Annotated in this window: 13 protein-coding genes; 9 read left to right on the forward strand and 4 right to left on the reverse strand. The window is 72.5% G+C overall.

What is annotated here, in order from left to right:
* Nucleotides 1–14 precede the first annotated feature (14 nt).
* Nucleotides 15–845 carry a 20S proteasome subunits A/B gene (locus EIM47_RS00175; RefSeq protein ID WP_028914403.1) on the forward strand — a complete coding sequence of 277 codons (831 nt, stop codon included), beginning with the start codon at nt 15–17 and terminating at the stop codon, nt 843–845.
* Between the two features lie 14 nt (nt 846–859).
* The gene (folK, locus tag EIM47_RS00180; protein WP_028914404.1) at nt 860–1,369 is read left to right on the forward strand and encodes a 2-amino-4-hydroxy-6-hydroxymethyldihydropteridine diphosphokinase; all 510 of its coding nucleotides are present in this window, start codon (nt 860–862) and stop codon (nt 1,367–1,369) included.
* A 7-nt stretch (nt 1,370–1,376) separates the two neighbouring features.
* Here folK and EIM47_RS00185 read toward each other — a convergent pair whose 3' ends face one another.
* Nucleotides 1,377–2,114 (reverse strand): pteridine reductase, encoded by a 738-nt coding sequence (locus EIM47_RS00185; protein WP_019399229.1) that lies wholly within the window; start codon nt 2,112–2,114, stop codon nt 1,377–1,379.
* Nucleotides 2,115–2,165: 51 nt separating this feature from the next.
* Between EIM47_RS00185 and EIM47_RS00190 the strand changes: the two genes are divergently transcribed.
* Both EIM47_RS00190 and EIM47_RS00195 read left to right on the forward strand, forming a co-directional pair.
* The gene (locus tag EIM47_RS00190; protein WP_125075759.1) at nt 2,166–3,356 is read left to right on the forward strand and encodes an SAM-dependent methyltransferase; all 1,191 of its coding nucleotides are present in this window, start codon (nt 2,166–2,168) and stop codon (nt 3,354–3,356) included.
* A complete protein-coding gene (locus EIM47_RS00195) occupies nt 3,353–3,739 on the forward strand; it encodes a membrane protein (RefSeq protein ID WP_019399227.1) in 387 nt (128 codons plus the stop codon). The genes EIM47_RS00190 and EIM47_RS00195 overlap by 4 nt, the downstream gene beginning before the upstream one ends.
* 44 nt (nt 3,740–3,783) lie before the next feature.
* On the opposite strand, the gene EIM47_RS00200 is transcribed toward EIM47_RS00195, so the two are convergent.
* The 3 genes from EIM47_RS00200 to EIM47_RS00210 all read right to left on the reverse strand — a co-directional run bounded on the left by EIM47_RS00200 (nt 3,784) and on the right by EIM47_RS00210 (nt 10,000).
* On the reverse strand, nt 3,784–6,093 hold the full coding sequence (locus tag EIM47_RS00200; RefSeq protein ID WP_037034225.1) for a family 20 glycosylhydrolase: 2,310 nt from the start codon (nt 6,091–6,093) through the stop codon (nt 3,784–3,786).
* Nucleotides 6,094–6,203: 110 nt separating this feature from the next.
* Nucleotides 6,204–8,870 carry a TonB-dependent receptor gene (locus tag EIM47_RS00205; RefSeq protein WP_019399225.1) on the reverse strand — a complete coding sequence of 889 codons (2,667 nt, stop codon included), beginning with the start codon at nt 8,868–8,870 and terminating at the stop codon, nt 6,204–6,206.
* 128 nt (nt 8,871–8,998) lie between these two features.
* Complete coding sequence (locus EIM47_RS00210) at nt 8,999–10,000, reverse strand: glucokinase family protein (protein ID WP_019399224.1); 1,002 nt, start codon at nt 9,998–10,000, stop codon at nt 8,999–9,001.
* Nucleotides 10,001–10,378: 378 nt separating this feature from the next.
* Between EIM47_RS00210 and EIM47_RS00215 the strand changes: the two genes are divergently transcribed.
* From EIM47_RS00215 to EIM47_RS00235, 5 genes are read left to right on the forward strand one after another with little or no spacing between them, the layout of a single operon-like run.
* Nucleotides 10,379–11,665, forward strand: coding sequence for a sugar MFS transporter (locus EIM47_RS00215; RefSeq protein WP_125075761.1), 1,287 nt, complete (start codon nt 10,379–10,381; stop codon nt 11,663–11,665).
* 39 nt (nt 11,666–11,704) lie between these two features.
* Nucleotides 11,705–12,778 carry a LacI family DNA-binding transcriptional regulator gene (locus EIM47_RS00220; protein ID WP_019399222.1) on the forward strand — a complete coding sequence of 358 codons (1,074 nt, stop codon included), beginning with the start codon at nt 11,705–11,707 and terminating at the stop codon, nt 12,776–12,778.
* 7 nt (nt 12,779–12,785) lie between these two features.
* Entirely contained in the window at nt 12,786–13,835 is a 1,050-nt protein-coding gene (locus EIM47_RS00225; RefSeq protein ID WP_125075762.1) for an SIS domain-containing protein, read from the forward strand.
* The gene (gene nagA, locus EIM47_RS00230; protein WP_125075763.1) at nt 13,835–14,986 is read left to right on the forward strand and encodes an N-acetylglucosamine-6-phosphate deacetylase; all 1,152 of its coding nucleotides are present in this window, start codon (nt 13,835–13,837) and stop codon (nt 14,984–14,986) included. The genes EIM47_RS00225 and nagA overlap by 1 nt, the downstream gene beginning before the upstream one ends.
* Nucleotides 14,987–15,036: 50 nt before the next feature.
* Nucleotides 15,037–16,110 (forward strand): heparan-alpha-glucosaminide N-acetyltransferase domain-containing protein, encoded by a 1,074-nt coding sequence (locus EIM47_RS00235; protein ID WP_205948681.1) that lies wholly within the window; start codon nt 15,037–15,039, stop codon nt 16,108–16,110.
* The last annotated feature ends 6 nt before the right edge of the window (nt 16,111–16,116 follow it).

The following is a 16,116-nucleotide window of genomic DNA, read 5'->3' on the forward strand; positions in this document are numbered from 1 at the left end:
ACCTGCAGATACCCATGACCTATTGCGTCGGCATCGAAGTGGACGAGGGCCTGGTGTTCGCGGCCGACACCCGCACCAACGCCTCGCTCGACGACGTGCGCGTGCACCGCAAGCTGCACGTGTTCGAGTATCCCGGCGAGCGCGTGTTCGTGGTCATGAGCGCGGGCAACCTGGCCACCACCCAGCTGGCGGTGTCGCGCCTGCGCCGCGACGCGGAGGATCCGTCCGCGCCGCGCAGCCTGCGCAACTTCCGCCACCTGTTCGAGGTGGCCGAGTACGTCGGCGAGGTGCTGGTCGCCAGCCAGGTGCAGGCCGGCAGCGACAACCCGCACGGCGGCATCAACACCCAGGCCACGCTGATCCTGGGCGGACAGATCGCCGGCGAGCGCCCGGGCCTGTACCTGGTGTACCCGCTGGGCAACTGCATCTCCGCCTCGCCGGAAACGCCCTACCTGCAGATCGGCGAATCCAAGTACGGCAAGCCGATCCTGGACCGCATCGTGCGCCCTGGCACCGCGCTGGAGGACGCCGCGCGCTGCGCCCTGCTGTCGCTGGACTCGACCATCCGCTCCAACCTCTCGGTCGGGCTGCCGGTGGACCTGGCGCTGGTCCGCGCCGGCGACCTGCGGGTGAGCCAGCAGATGCGGCTGGAGGCCGACACCCCGCTGTACGCGGAGATCCACGACACCTGGTCGCGCAAGCTGGAGAACGCGGTGCGCACCCTGCCGCGCTTCCCCTGGGAGCCGCAGGCGCAGGCCACGGAGGACCCGTCCGCGCTGCCACCGTTGCCACCGCGCCGGGTGCCGGCGCGCAAGGATCCCGGCGACCAGTCCGCGCAGCAGTAACAGGCACGCACCGCATGCACAGCCAGCCGGCGCCCGCGGGCGCCACCCCCGTATTGCTCAGCCTCGGCAGCAACCTGCAGCCGGAGCGCCACCTGCGCGCGGCGCTGGAGGAATTGCGCGCCCGCTTCGGCACGCTGCGGGTCTCCCCGGCCTACCGCACCCCGGCGGTCGGCTTCGACGGCCCGCCCTTCCTCAACAACGCCGCCCTGCTGCATACCGGCCTCGCGCTGCCGGAGCTGGAAGCCTGGCTGCACGCGCTGGAAGACCGCCACGGCCGCGTGCGCAGCGGCCCGCGCCTGGCCGACCGCACCCTGGACGTGGACGTGGTGTTCCATGGCGACCTGGTGCTGCGCGAGGGCGGCAAGGTGCGGATCCCGCGCCCGGAACTGAAGCACGCCTTCGTGCTCAAGCCGGCGGCCGACATCGCCCCGGACTTCGTCGATCCGCTCAGCGGCCGCACCCTGGCCGAGCTGTGGCGCGACCACCCGCAGCACGGCGAGGCGTTCGAGGTGGTGCCGCTGTGACCCGCCTTCAGTGGGTGCGGCCGCCGTCCACGTGCAGCACCTGGCCGGTGACGTAGCCGGCCTCCTCCGACAGCAGCCAGGCCACGGCGGCGGCGATGTCCTCCGGCGTGCCGGCCCGGCCAAGCGCGGTATCGCCAAGGATCGTGGCTTGCGCCGCCGGGTCCTGCGCCTGCTCCGGCCACAGGATCGCGCCCGGCGCCACCGCGTTGGCCCGCGCCTGCGGCGCCAGTGCCTGGGCCAGGCCGCGGGTCAGCGAGACCAGCGCCGCCTTGGCCGCCGAGTACAGCGGATGCCCGCGCAGCGGCGTCCCGGCGTACACGTCGGCCAGGTTGACCACCGCGCCGCCGCGCTCGCGCAGGTGTGCGGCAGCGGCCTGGGCGAGGAAGAACGGCGCGCGCGCGTTGACCGCGAACAGCGCGTCCCACTGCGCCGGCGTGGCCTGGTCCAGCGGCGTGGGGAAGAAGTTGGAGGCGTTGTTGACCAGCCCGTCCAGGCGGCCGTAGCGGGCGATGCAGGCCTGCACCAGTGCCGCCGGCGCTTCCTCCGCCTGCAGGTCCGCCTGCAGCACCAGCACGCTGCCCGGGCGCGCCGCCTCCAGGGTGCCGGCCAGCGCCTGCAGTTCGGCGTGCGAGCCGTGGCAGTGCAGGGCGAGGTCGAAGCCGTCGCGGTGCAGGCGCCGGGCGATGGCCGCGCCGATGCGGCGGGCGGCGCCGGTGACCAGGACGACGGGGCGGGGATGGGGCATCGGGCATGTCCGCTCGGCTATGCTGGCCATTCTCCACGCCGTCCCACAGCGATGCACCCCCACACCGACCTGCCGGAACCCGCGCCCGGCGCCCTCCACCACAGCGCGATCCTGGCCGACCACATCCGCGAGGAGATCCGCCACGGCGGTGGCGCGATCCCGATGTCCCGGTTCATGGAGCTTTGTCTGTACGCACCCGGCCTGGGCTACTACAGCGCCGGCGCGACCAAGTTCGGCCCGGCCGGCGACTTCGTCACCGCACCCGAGTCCGGGCGGCTGTTCGCGGCCACCGTGGCGGGCGTGCTGGCCGAGGGCCTGCGCCAGCTCGGCGGCCACGCGCGGGTGCTGGAAGTGGGCGGCGGCAGCGGCGTGTTCGCCGAGGTCGCGCTCAAGCGACTGCTGGAACTGGACGCGCTGCCGGACCGCTACGCGATCCTGGAGCCCTCGGCCGACCTGCGCGAGCGCCAGCGCGAGCACCTCCGGCGTACCCTGGTGCCCACCGTGTTCGAGCTGGTGGAGTGGCTGGACCGCCCGTTCCAGGACGAGTGGGACGGCCTGCTGTTCGCCAACGAGGTGATCGACGCCCTGCCGACGCCGCGCTTCGTGCTGCGCGACCGCCGGGTGTACGAGGAGCACGTGGCGCTGGACGGCAACGACGGCTTCGTGCGCGTGGACCGCCCGGCCGACGCCCTGCTGGAAGCGGCGGTGCGCCACATCGAGGACTACCTGGAGCAGCCATTCCCGGACGGCTACCGCTCCGAGCTGCTGCCGCAGCTGCCGTACTGGCTGCAGGCGGTCGGCGGCGGCCTGCGCAGCGGCGGCATGCTGTTCTTCGACTACGGCTACTCCCGCCGCGAGTACTACCTGCCGCAGCGCAGCGACGGCACCCTGCGCGCGTTCTACCGCCAGCGCATGCACGATGACGTGCTGCGCTGGCCCGGGTTGCAGGACATCACCGCCTCGGTCGACTTCACCGCGCTGGCCGAGGCCGGCACCGGCGCCGGCCTGGACCTGGCCGGCTACTGCAGCCAGGCCAGCTTCCTGCTGGGCAACGGCATCGACCGCCTGCTGGCCGAGGCCGAGACGCGTACCGACGAGGCCGGCGTGCTGCGCCTGCGCCAGGAACTCAAGCGCCTGACCCTGCCCGAACAGATGGGCGAGCGCTTCCAGGCCATGGCTTTCACCCGCGACATCGACCTGGGTGCGGCCTTCCTGCTCGGCGACATGACCTGGCGGCTGTGAGCACCGGCGCGCTGAAGCCGCTGCGGCGGCCGCATCTGTGGCTGGGCCTGTGGCTGCTGGCGGTGGCCGTGGTCTGCGTGGCCAGCCTGACCCCGCCGCCGCCGATGGAACTGCCGCGGCATGGCGACAAGGTCGAGCACCTGCTGGCCTATGCCGCGCTGGCGGCCGCGGCGGTGCAGGTTTTCCGTCCCGGGCGCGCGCTGTGGGCGGCGGGCATCGGCCTGGTCCTGATGGGCGTGGCGCTGGAGTTCGCCCAGGGGGCGCTGACGCAGACGCGCATGGCCGATCCGGCCGATGCCCTGGCCAATACCGCTGGCGTGCTGCTGGGCCTGGGCACCCGCCTGACCCGCTGGCGCGACCTGCTGCTGCGGCGCGGCGGCTGAACGCGACGCCGGCCGCAGCCGCGGGCCGGCGTCGCGCCGCGCGGTCAGCGCCTTTCCAGCGTCACCCGGTCGACCACCCACATTTGCGGGCGGGTATCGCCGGTAAAGCGCAGGCACAGGTCCTGGCGCCCGGACAGCGCGGGCGCCAGCGGCGCCTCCAGTTCGACGAAACCGTCCGCGTCCGGCGCCGCCGGCAGCGGCACGCTGGCCACGCGCTGGCCGTCGCAGCCGCCGGCATGCACGTCCAGCTCGCCATGTGCCGAACGCGCCGGCTCGAAGCGGCGGTGCGGTTCGTCGTGCGCCAGCTGGAAGTAGTAGGGGATGCGCCCGGCGCGCACCTTCACCGCGACCACCCCGTCCAGGCGCGCGGCGGTCCATTGCCAGCACGGATAGAAGATGTCGGTGTCGAAGATCGCGCGCTCGCCCTCGGCCGGGCCGTCGTCCTCCAGGCGCAGGCGCAGCGCCGCGCGCCCGCGGCAGGCGTCCAGCTGCTCGTCGCTGCGGGTCAGCAGCGAGGCCGCGTCCCAGTGCCAGGCGCGCGCCGGCGCCAGCGGCTTGCCGGCGAAGAACGCCGCGGCCTGCAGCCGCGCCGGCAGCGGCAGCTGCAGCGGCGCCTGGTAGCGCGGCGAGGCCGCGGTCGGCGCGCTGCCGTCGCTGCTGTAGCGGATCTCGTAGCCCAGCGGGTTGGACAGGGCCACGCGCACGCCGGCGTCGCTTTCGTCCTGCAGTTCCACGTCCACCTGGAACGGGGTGGACGCGTAGCCGATGCCCCAGCGCCGGTAGCGCTGCAGCTGCACCGGCAGGCGCTGCAGGAAGGAACCCAGGTCGCGCGCCTGGCGCGGCGACCAGGCCACCTCGGCCAGCGCCGCCAGGCGCGGGAACATGTGGTGCTGCAGGCGCTCGAAGCTGCGCGTGTGCTCGGTCCACAGGTTGGCCTGCACGCCGAGGATGTGGTGCTGCCGCTCCGGCTCCAGGCCCTCGGGCACCGGCTCGAAGCCGTAGACCTGCTGCAGGGTGATGGTGGCCGGGCGGCCCGGCGGCTCGTGCGGGGAACCGGTCTGCAGGTAGTCCAGGTACAGCGCCGACACCGGCGCCATGACCACGTCGTGGCCCAGGCGCGCGGCCTTGAGCCCGCCCTCGGTGCCGCGCCAGGACATCACCGCCGCGCCGGCCGGCAGTTCGCCGTCGAGGATCTCGTCCCAGCCGATCGCGCGCTTGCCGTGCTTCTCCAGGAAGGCGGCGAGGCGATGGACGACATGCGCCTGCATCGCGGTCTCGTCGGCCAGTCCCAGCTCGCGCATGCGCGCCTGCACCCGCGCCGAGGCCTGCCACTGGTCCTTGACCGCCTCGTCGCCGCCGATGTGGAAGTAGCGGCCGGGGAACAGCGGCAGCAGCTCGGCGATCACGTCCTCGAGGAAGGCCAGGGTGGCTTCCTCGGTGTTGAACAGGTTGGGGAACACGCCCCACTCGCTGGTCGGGCGCAGCGGCGCATCGGTGCTGCCCAGCTCCGGGTAGGCGGCGATCGCCGCGGTGGCGTGGCCGGGCACGTCGAATTCCGGCACCACGGTGATGTGGTGCTGCGCGGCGTAGGCCACGACCTCGCGCACCTGCTCCTGGGTGTAGTGGCCGCAGTAAGGGCGCGGCTGGCCGCTGGCCGGATCGATGGCGCCGTCGCCGGCCGGCAGGCGGCAGCTGCCGGCCTCCACCAGGCGCGGATGGCGCCTGATTTCCACCCGCCAGCCCTGGTCGTCGGTCAGGTGCCAGTGCAGGGTATTGAGCTTGTGCAGGGCCATCGCGTCGATGACCTGCTTGACCTGCTCCACGCTCCAGAAGTGCCGGGCCGGATCGAGCATGAAGCCGCGCCAGGGGAAGCGCGGCGCGTCCTCGATCCGCAGCGCCGGCAGCCGGATGGGGCCGGACTCGTCCAGGGTGGCCAGCTGCAGCAGGGTCACCGCGCCGTAGAACAGGCCGGCCTGGTCGCCGGCGGTGATGCTGGCGCCGCCGGGCGCGACTTCCAGCAGGTAGCTTTCGCGGCCGCCACCGTGCGCCGGGTCCAGGCGGAAGCGGATGCCGGGGCGGCGGCTGCCGGCCACCACCTTCGGCGCGATGCCGCGGCTCTTTTCCAGCAGCGCGGAAAACTGCGCGGCCACGGTGCGCTCGGCCTCGCCGGCGGCCAGCAGCGGCGTGTCCGCGTCCAGCGCGAACTGCCCGCGCAGCGGCTCGAGCGAGGCCGGCATCGGGATCAGCGGCAGCGGTTGCGCCGGGGCGGAGGCGGTGGCGGTACCGGCCAGCGTGCCTGCCAGCACGACGGCGCCCAGCAGGCACAGCCGCCGCAACGGGTTGGATCGGGTCATGCGTGCTCCCTGGTCATGGCCTTCGGCAATGCAGCGGGCCCGGAAGGCTCCGGGCCCGATGATGCGGCCGGCGCGGACGCGGGTCGACCGCGCCGCGCCGGCGTCCCCGCTCAGTACTTCAGGCGGACGTTGAAGTAGTACTGGCGGCCGTTGCTGTAGAAGGCCGTGGGAATGGTGGAGCTCTGGTAGTAGGTGATCTCCGGGTCGTTGAGGTTCAGCGCGTCCAGGCTGAAGCTGAGCTGGTCGTTGAGCTTGTAGCTCAGTGCCGCCGACAGGGTGCCGAAGTCGTCCTGGTAGTACGGGTTGGCGCCGGACAGGCCGATCAGGAACTCCGAGCGGCGGGTGTAGCTGAGCCGCGCGCCGAAGGCCTCGTTCTCGAACCAGGCGCCGACGTTGTAGGTGTGCCTGGAGGTACCCAGCAGGTTGTTGCTGCCGTCGGCCCAGGTGTGCGCGGTGCTGCCGTCGGCGAAGGTGTAGTTGGCGCTGACGCCGAAGTTCTCGCCGATCGGCTGCTCGTAGGCCAGCTCGACGCCGTGCACCTTGCCGTCGGAGTTCACCGGCACCGAGACCAGGTAGTCCTCCAGCTGGTTGGTCAGCTCCGAGAACAGCTGCCGGGTCTCGGTGCCGAAGGCCACGTAGTCCTTCAGGTCCATGGCATAGGCGCCGACCGAGAGCAGGCCGCGCGGCATGAAGTACCACTCCAGGTTGGCGTCGAAGTTGGTCGACACCACCGGCTTGAGGTTGGGATTGCCGCCGCCGCCGGTCTTGTTGAGGTCCGAGCCCCAGGACGCGGCGCCCAGCGCCGAGTAGTCGGGCAGGGTCTGGGTCTGCGAGGCGGCGAAGCGGAACACCAGGTCCGGGGCCAAGTTGAACTTCAGGTTCGCGCTGGGCAGCACGCGGCTGTGCGAGTTGCTGGTGCGGACCCGGATCCACTGCCCGAACAGGCTGGAGACCTCGGCGTTGGCCGGATTGCTGACCGCCTGGTAGGAGTGGATGTCCTGGTCGATGTCGACGTAGCGCAGGCCGACGTTGCCGCTCCAGTTGTCGCCGCGGAAGTTGGCCTGCACGTAGGCGGCCAGGCTTTCCTCGGCCACCTTCCACTCGCCGCCGTAGTTGTGGCGGCCGGTGGGGCCGTCGTCGCCGGACAGCCAGGTGGAGTTGCCGACCACCGCGTCGCGCAGCGCGCCGGGGGTGAAGTACCACAGGTTGCGCGGGAAGCTGCCGCCGATGCCGTCGGCGAAGCCGGACGGGTAGGGCGCGGTGGCGCCGTCCTGCAGGTCGCTCCAGATGTCGCCCGGGGTCGCGCCCTCGGGCGAGCGTGCCTCGCGCTCGTGGTCGGCGTAGCGCAGGCCGAAGTCCAGCGAGGACAGCGCGCCAACGTCGAAGTAGCGGGTGAAGTCGGCGCTGAACCAGTCCTCCTCGTCGATCGCGCTCACCAGCTGGTTGCCCCAGGTGCCGAAGCTGGTGACGCCGGCCGGGCTGGTGTCGCCGCCCACGCTCCAGTCCACCGGCGCGCTGGCGCCGTGGGTGTTCCAGCTGGCGCCGCCGCCGCGGGCGAGGGTGACCTCGGCGATGTACTGGCGGTTGGTGGTGCCTTCGCCCTTGGTGGTGCCGGCCTGGAAGCGCGAGCGCAGGTCCGGGCTGATGTCCCAGTCCACGTCGAAGGTGGCGTAGCGGGTCTTGGCGCTGGCCTCGCGGTAGATCATGTCGTACACCGCGTAGTCGCGGTCCGGGTCGCCGGCGTAGCTGGCCTGGGCCAGCACGCCGTCGCGCACCACGTAGCCCGGCTCCGGCGCCTGCGCGCGGGCGAAGTTGCCGCCCCAGAGCATGAAGTTGCGGTTGTAGTTGTCCGCGTCCATGTCCGAGCTGAAGGCGCTCACGCCCAGGGTGAGGTTGTCGGCCGGCTTGAACTGGACATCGACCAGTCCGCCCTTGCGCTCGCGCGTCTGCTCGAACAGGGTCGAGCCCAGCAGGCCCGGCGCCCACACCCCGACCAGGTCGGGGTTGGTCGCGGCCACCGGGTCGTCCTCGCCGATCTGGAAGAAGCCGCCCGGGATCTCCTGCGCCTCGCGGCGCAGCTCGCGCTTCTGGCTGAAGGCCTGGACCAGGATGCCGAAGGTGCCCTGCTCGTTGCGGTAGTTGAACAGCGCCGACAGCTGCGGGTCGGTGGAGTCGGCCTGCTCGGAGTTGACCACGCCCAGCGAGGCCTCGGCGGTGATCGCGTCGGCGAATTGCAGCGGCTTGCGGGTGACGATGTTGACGCTGCCGGTGGTGCCGCCGTCCGGCAGCTTGGCCTGCGAGGACTTGTGCACCTCGACCGAGCTGACCAGTTCCGAGGGCAGCAGGGTGTAGCTGACGCTGCGGCCGACGTTGTTGCCCTGGCTGAGCACGAACCAGTCGGCCGAGCCGACGCTGTGGCCGTTGATCAGGGTCTGGGTGAGGCTGGGGCTGGTGCCGCGCAGGCTGACCCGGTCGGCCTCGTCGAAGCCGCCTTCGTCGGCGGAGGAGGAGCTGATGTTCACGCCCGGCAGGCGCTGCAGGGTGTCGGCGACGTTGTGCGCCGGCAGCTTGCCCACGTCCTCGGCGGTGACCACCTCCAGGCGCGCGTCGGCCTCGCGCTTGGTGTCCAGCGAGCGTTCCATCGAGCCGCGGATGCCGGTGACCACGACCGTGTCCAGCTCGGTGGCCCGTTCCCCCGCATCCTGGGCTTGCGCGCCGGCGGCCACGGCCAGGCTGGCAAGGATCGCCGCGCTCAGTGCTGACTTGCAGTACTTCATGATGTCTCTCCCATCATCGGTTTGGTTGTGCCGGCATGCCGGCAATGGACTGCATCAGGTGCGACGGAACGGCACGACCGCTCGACTCCGCGGCACGACTACACCCGGCGCCTGGCGCGCCGTTCCACTCACTGCTCCACGAATTCCGAACCCAGGTACCAGCTGGCGGCGCCGATCACGCCCAGCTGCCCGTGCTCGACCAGCTTCACCGAGACCCGTTCCAGCGCCTCGCGCATCGAACCCTTGTTGAGGAAACGCTCGCGGAAGCGGCTGCCGGCGAGGAAACGGCCGATCTGCGGCAGGATCCCGCCGGCCAGGTACACGCCGTGCACGCCGTACAGCAGGGCCATGTCGCCGACCGTGCTGCCGAGCAGGCCGCAGAACACCTCCAGCGCCTCGCGTGCCAGCGGGTCGCCGCCGCCCAGCGCGGCGGCGGTGATCTCGCCCGGGCGCGCGTGCACCGGCGCGGCGCCGCGCAGCGCGCACAGCGCCTGGTACAGGTTCAGCAGGCCGGGCCCGGACAGCGCGTGCTCGATCGGCACGTGGCTGCGCTGGCCGAGCATGTGCTGCAGCAGCTGCATCTCCAGTTCCGTGCCCACCGCCAGCGCCGCCTGCCCGGCCTCGGTGGCCAGCACCACGCCGCGGCGGCCGGTGGGGATCCACACCGCCGCGCCCAGGCCGGTACCGGGGCCCAGCACCAGCAGCGGGCCGGGTGCGGCCTGGGCAGGGCCGCACAGCTGCAGCACCTCGCTGGAGCCGAGCTGGTTGACCGCGTTGGCCACCGCCTCGAAGTCGTTGATCAGGTGCACCGCGTCCAGGCCGAAGCGCTCGCGCAGTTCGCGCGGCGACAGCGGCCAGGGCAGGTTGTTGGTGATCACCGTGCCGTCGGCCAGCGGGTAGCCGGCGCTGGCGATCACCGCCACCGACACCGGATGGCGGCCGAGGCTGGCGATGAACTCGGCGAGGATGTCGCCGAGGCTGGCGTAGTCGGAGCAGCGGAACTTGCTGTAGGCCAGCACCTGTGGCGCGCCGCCGTCGCCGTCGGCGGCGACCAGGCTGATGCGCACGTGGGTGCCGCCGACGTCGGCGGCGATGAAGGGCGCGATGCGGGATTGGATCGATGCGGTCACGCGGGCTCCCGTTGGGCGGCATGGTTGGCGTGGGCGGCTATCCCGGGCGCCCACCGGACGGGCCGAGTCTTGGGTCATCGTGACAACGATGTCAACACTTCCCCCGGACTATCCCGGGGCGCTGGCCGTGGGTTGCGGCGGCACCCGGCACGAATCCCGGCATTCCCTCGTATTCAGCAAAAAACAGCCGGGTCAAGCGAGGCAGGGCGATGTTGCGGGGCAGCACCACGGATGCGCCGGACGGCGCGCGGGGCGGTTGACATCCGGGCAAGTCTCGCGGAAAGAATGTGACAACGTTGTTCCCACCTGGCTGGCGCCCGTCGCGCCCCCGGGAGCTGCGCGGGAACGGCATCCAGCCGCCGGGGAGGGCTCCACCAGATGTCCGCGACCACCGCCACGCAAGCGCGTTCCAGCCTCGCCGCCTCGATCGCCATCGTCGGCGGGCTGTTCTTCATCATCGGCTTCTTCACCTGGATCAACGGCCCGCTGATCACCTTCGTGCAGCTGGCCTTCGACGTGAGCGAGATCGCCGCGTTCCTGGTGCTGATGGTGTTCTACCTGTCGTACTTCTTCCTCGCCCTGCCGGCGTCGTGGATCCTGCGCCGCACCGGCCTGAAGAAGGGCCTGGCGCTGAGCCTGGCGGTGATGGCCGCCGGCGCGGCGCTGTTCGGCGAGTTCGCCACCCGCCGCTGGTTCGGCGGCGCCCTCGGCGGGCTGTTCGTGATCGGCGGCGGCCTGGCCCTGCTGCAGACCGCGGTCAACCCGTACATCTCCATCCTCGGCCCGATCGAGACCGCGGCGCGGCGCATCGCGCTGATGGGCATCTGCAACAAGATCGCCGGCATCCTCGCCCCGGTGGTGCTCGGCTCGCTGGTGCTGCGCGGCATCGGCGACCTGGCGGCGCAGGTGCAGGCGGCCGACCCGGCGCTGCGCGAGCAGCTGCTGGAGGGCTTCGCCACCCGCATCCACGCGCCGTACCTGGCGATGGCCGCGGTGCTGCTGGTGGTGGCGGTGGCGGTGCTGTTCTCGCCGCTGCCGGAGCTGCGCAGCGAGGAAGCCAACGCCACCCCCGCGCACGCCGGCGGCGGGGGGCCGCGCAGCATCTTCGGCTTCCCGCACCTGTGGCTGGGCGTGGCCTGCCTGTTCGCCTACGTCGGGGTGGAAGTGCTGGCCGGCGATGCCATCGGCACCTACGGCCACGCCTTCCACCTGCCGCTGGACCAGACCAAGTTCTTCACCTCCTTCACCCTGGCGGCGATGCTGCTGGGCTACCTGGCCGGGCTGGCGCTGATCCCGCGGGTGTTCACCCAGGAGCGCTGGCTGAGCGTGTCGGCGGTGCTGGGCGTGCTGCTGTCGCTGGGCGCCCTGCTGACCCATGGCTACGCCTCGGTGGGCTTCGTCGCCGCGCTGGGCTTCGCCAACGCGATGATGTGGCCGGCGATCTTCCCGCTGGCGATCCGCGGCCTGGGCCGCTTCACCGAGACCGGCTCGGCGCTGCTGATCATGGGCATCGCCGGCGGCGCGGTCATCCCGCAGGCGTTCGCCGTGCTCAAGCAGTACTTCCACTTCCAGTGGGTGTTCGCCGCGCTGGGCGTGCCCTGCTACCTGTACATCCTCTACTACGCCCTGCGCGGCCACCGCGCCGGGCTGCCGGCCGGTCGCTGATCGCGCATCATGGACACGGTTTCCAGGAAGACGGACGGCATGCGCAGGCCCACCATCAAGGACGTCGCGGAACGGGCGAAGGTCTCGCTCAAGACCGTGTCGCGGGTCATCAACAACGAGCCTTCGGTGATGCAGGCGACCCGCTCGCGGGTGCTGGCGGCGATCGCCGAGCTGGACTACGAGCCGGACGCCACCGCGCGCAACCTGCGCAGCGGCACCCCGTTCGTGATCGGGCTGGTGTACGACAACCCCAACCCGTACCACATCATCGCGGTGCAGAACGGCGTGCTGGCGGCCTGCCGCGAGACCGGCTTCGGCCTGCAGATCCATCCGTGCGACTCGACCTCGCCGCTGCTGGCCGAGGAGCTGGCCGAGCTGGTGCAGCGCTCGCGCCTGGCCGGGCTGGTGCTGACCGCGCCGATGTCGGAGCGGCCGGACCTGGTGGCGGCGCTGGTGGCGCGCGGCATCCGCGTGGTGCGGATCATCGCCGCCACCGAGGACCCTGGCGATGGTCCCTGCGTGCATATCGACGACCGCGACGCCGCCTACGAGATCACCGAGCACCTGATCCAGCTTGGCCACCAGCGCATCGGCTTCCTCTGGGGCGGGCCGCAGCACCGCTCCTCGGCCGAGCGCTACGCCGGCTACGAGGCCGCGCTCAACGACTACGGCATCACCCTGGACAAGCACCTGGTGATCCCGGGCGACTACACCTTCGACGACGGTTTCCGCGGCGCGCGCCGGCTGCTGGCGCTGCGCGAGCCACCCACGGCGATCTTCGGCTCCAACGACGAGATCGCCGCAGGCGTGCTGGCCGCGGCCAAGTCGGTGGGGCTCAACGTGCCCTACGACCTGTCGATCGCCGGATTCGAGGACAGCCCGTTCTCGCGCCAGTCCTGGCCGGCGCTGACCACCGCCAAGCAGGCCACCGAGGACATCGCCCGCCATGCCGCGCGGCTGCTGATCGGCAGCCTGCGCCAGGACGCGTACGCCGAACACCCGCTGGGCCTGTCCAACCAGGGCTTCGTGCCGCAGCTGGTGGTGCGCGGCTCCACCGGCCCGGCGCCGCTGCCGCGCGCCCGCGCCGCTTCGCCATCCTCCGACGAGGCCTGAACCCGCCATGGCCCTGCCCGCGCAAGACCAGACCCTGATGTTCCGCGAGGCCGCGCAGGCGGCCGAGGTGGTGGCCGCGCAGCTGCGCCGCAACCACGATGCCGTGGCCGCGCTGGCTGCGCGCCTGCGCGCGGACACGCCGCCGTTCGTGGCCACCTGCGCGCGCGGCAGCTCCGACCATGCCGCCACCTACGCCAAGTACCTGGTGGAGACCCGGCTGGGCGTGGTGACTGCCTCGCTGTCGCCCTCGGTGGGCTCGGTCTACGCCGCGCCACTGCGGCTGCGCGGCGCGTTGTTCCTGGCGATCTCGCAGTCCGGGCGCAGCCCGGACCTGCTGCGCAACGCCGAGGCCGCGCGCGCGGCCGGCGCCTGCGTGGTGGCGCTGGTCAACGTCGAGGATTCGCCGCTGGCTCGGCTGGCCGACGCGGTGCTGCCGCTGGGCGCCGGGCCGGAGCGCAGCGTGGCGGCGACCAAGAGCTACCTGGCCTCGCTGGCGGCCATCGCCCAGCTGGTCGCGCACTGGAGCCAGGACGCGGCCCTGCTGCGCGCGCTCGAGGCGCTGCCGGACGCGCTCGCGGAGGCGTGGACGCAGGACTGGTCGCCGCTGGTCGATGGCCTGGCCGATGCGCACAACCTGTTCGTGCTCGGCCGCGGCCTGGGCCTGGCCGGGGCCCAGGAAGCGGCGCTCAAGTTCAAGGAAACCTGCGGCCTGCATGCGGAAGCCTATAGCTCGGCCGAGGTGCGGCACGGGCCGATGGCGCTGGTCGGCCCGGGCTTCCCGGTGCTGGCCTTCGCCCAGCCCGACGCCACCGGCGCCGATGCCGGATCGGCCGCCGCGCAGTTCCATGCGCGCGGCGCACAGGTCTGGCTGGCCGCCGCCGATGCCAGCGCCGGCGGCGCCGGCACGGCGCTGCCGCTGGCCGCCGCGCCGGACCCGGCGCTGGCGCCGCTGCTGGCGGTGCAGAGCTTCTACCGTGCGGTCAACGCGCTGGCGCTGCGGCGCGGGCACAACCCGGACCTGCCGCCGCACCTCAACAAGGTCACGGAGACGGTGTGATGGCCACCCAGGCCCTGGTGAACGGCCGCGTCCTGCTGGACGACGACTTCCATGACGACGTGGCGGTGCTGGTCGACGGCAGCGGCCGCATCCAGGCGCTGGTGCCCGAGGGCCAGGCGCGGATCAAGGCCGGCAAGGTGCGCGACCTCGGCGGCGGCTGGCTGCTGCCGGGCTTCATCGACGTGCAGGTCAACGGTGGCGGCGGCGTGCTGTTCAACAACGACACCCGTCCCGAGGCGATCGACGCCATCGGCCGCGCGCACCGCCGCTACGGCACCACCAGCTTCCTGCCGACCCTGATCAGCGACACCGCCGAGGTGATGGAGCGCGCCATCGCCGGCACCCGCGCGGCGATCGCCGCCGGCGTGCCCGGGGTACTGGGCATCCACCTGGAAGGCCCCTACCTGGCGCCGGCGCGCAAGGGCACGCACGACGCCAGCCGCTTCCGCGTGCCGGACGCGGCCGAACTGGCCATGGCCACCTCGCTGGACAACGGCATCACCCTGGTCACCCTGGCGCCGGAGCAGGTGCCGGCCGACACCATCCGCGCCATGGTCGCGCGCGGGGCCATCGTCTGCGCCGGGCATACCGCCGGCACCTACGAGCAGGTCCGTGCCGGGCTGGAGGCCGGGGTGCGCGGCTTCACCCACCTGTACAACGCGATGTCGCCGCTGCAGGGGCGCGAGCCGGGCACGGTCGGCGCCGCGCTGGAAAGCCGCGAGGCCTACTGCGGGATCATCGTCGACGGCGTGCACGTGCATCCGGCCAGCCTGCGCGTGGCGCTGGCGGCCAAGCCGCGCGGCACCCTGTTCCTGGTCACCGATGCGATGCCGATGGTCGGCTCCGACGATCCCTCGTTCGAGCTGTACGGCGAAACCATCACTGCGGTGGATGGCGTGGTGCGCAACGCCGCCGGCGCACTGGCGGGCTCGGCCCTGGACATGGCCACCGCGGTGCGCAACACGGTGCGGCTGCTGGGCCTGCCGCTGGAGGAGGCGGCGCGCATGGCCTCGACCTACCCGGCGCGCTTCCTTGGCGTGGATTCGCGGCTGGGCCGGATCGCGCCGGGCTGGCAGGCCGACCTGGTGCTGCTGGACGAGGCGCTGCAGGTGCAGGCGACCTGGGTCGCAGGCGCCGCTTCGGACGCCTGAGCGTCGCGGGGAGCCACGATGGCCCTGGCGCTGGTTTCCCGGTGAGTTCCATGGCGCACGCGGGCGTGCAACGCCTGGCCTCGGTCGATGCCCTGCGCGGGCTGACCGTGGCGGCGATGCTGCTGGTCAACAACCCCGGCGACTGGGGCCACGTGTATGCCCCGCTGCTGCACGCAGACTGGCAGGGCTGCACGCCGACCGACCTGGTGTTCCCGTTCTTCCTGGCGATCGTCGGGGTTTCCATCGCGCTGGGCGTGGTGCCGCGCGCGGAGGCTGGCGGCGACCGCGCCGTGCTGATGCGCGCGGTGGCGGTGCGCGCGCTGCGCATCCTCGGCCTGGGCCTGCTGCTGCACCTGCTGGCCTGGTGGTGGCTGGACCTGCCGCATTACCGGCCGTGGGGCGTGCTGCAGCGGATCGGCCTGTGCTTCCTCGCCGCCGGCGCGGCGGCGCTGTACCTGCGGCCGCGCGGGCAGTGGCTGCTGCTGGCGGGCCTGCTCGCCGGCTGGTGGGCGTTGCTGCGCGCCGGCGGCAGCCTGGAGCCTTACGCCAACATCGCCAGCCGCATCGACGATGCGCTGCTGGGTCCATGGCTGTACCAGCACGACGCCGCCGGCCGCGGCCATGATCCGGAAGGCCTGCCCACCACCCTTGGAGCGCTGGCCACGACCCTCCTGGGCCTGCGTGCCGGCGACTGGCTGCGCCACGGCCAGCTGCGGCGGCTGGCGGGCGTGGCTGCGCTGGCGCTGCTGCTGGGCCTGGCCTGCACGCCATGGATGCCCTGGAACAAGAACCTGTGGACGCCGTCCTACGTGGCGTGGAGCGGCGGCTGGGCGCTGCTGGCGCTGGTGGTGGCGCACGCACTGGTGGACCTGCGCGGCTGGCCGGCGCTGGGCCGCGCGTTCGGGGTCAATGCGATCGCCGCCTACGCGGGTTCGGCGGTGATGGTCTACGCGCTGGCCGGGCGCGGCTGGTGGGAGCCGCTCTACCGCGGCGTCTTCGCCGGATGGATGACGCCGCGCTTCGGGCCGTACCTGCCGTCGCTGGCGTTCGCCCTGGCCTTCGTCGGCCTGTGGTGGCTGCTGGTGCGCTGGATGGACCGGCGCGGCTGGTACCTGAAGATCTGAGCCGCC

The organism is Pseudoxanthomonas sp. SGT-18, from assembly GCF_003931645.1.
Lineage (GTDB): Bacteria > Pseudomonadota > Gammaproteobacteria > Xanthomonadales > Xanthomonadaceae > Pseudoxanthomonas.

Bases quoted from the DNA above. Each gene is read 5' to 3' on its own strand.
- EIM47_RS00175 (WP_028914403.1), top strand. From the start codon at position 15: ATGACCTATTGCGTCGGCATCGAAGTGGACGAGGGCCTGGTGTTCGCG.
- folK (WP_028914404.1), top strand. From the start codon at position 860: ATGCACAGCCAGCCGGCGCCCGCGGGCGCCACCCCCGTATTGCTCAGC.
- EIM47_RS00185 (WP_019399229.1), bottom strand. From the start codon at position 2,114: ATGCCCCATCCCCGCCCCGTCGTCCTGGTCACCGGCGCCGCCCGCCGC.
- EIM47_RS00190 (WP_125075759.1), top strand. From the start codon at position 2,166: ATGCACCCCCACACCGACCTGCCGGAACCCGCGCCCGGCGCCCTCCAC.
- EIM47_RS00200 (WP_037034225.1), bottom strand. From the start codon at position 6,093: ATGACCCGATCCAACCCGTTGCGGCGGCTGTGCCTGCTGGGCGCCGTC.
- EIM47_RS00205 (WP_019399225.1), bottom strand. From the start codon at position 8,870: ATGAAGTACTGCAAGTCAGCACTGAGCGCGGCGATCCTTGCCAGCCTG.
- EIM47_RS00215 (WP_125075761.1), top strand. From the start codon at position 10,379: ATGTCCGCGACCACCGCCACGCAAGCGCGTTCCAGCCTCGCCGCCTCG.
- EIM47_RS00220 (WP_019399222.1), top strand. From the start codon at position 11,705: ATGCGCAGGCCCACCATCAAGGACGTCGCGGAACGGGCGAAGGTCTCG.
- EIM47_RS00225 (WP_125075762.1), top strand. From the start codon at position 12,786: ATGGCCCTGCCCGCGCAAGACCAGACCCTGATGTTCCGCGAGGCCGCG.
- nagA (WP_125075763.1), top strand. From the start codon at position 13,835: ATGGCCACCCAGGCCCTGGTGAACGGCCGCGTCCTGCTGGACGACGAC.
- EIM47_RS00235 (WP_205948681.1), top strand. From the start codon at position 15,037: ATGGCGCACGCGGGCGTGCAACGCCTGGCCTCGGTCGATGCCCTGCGC.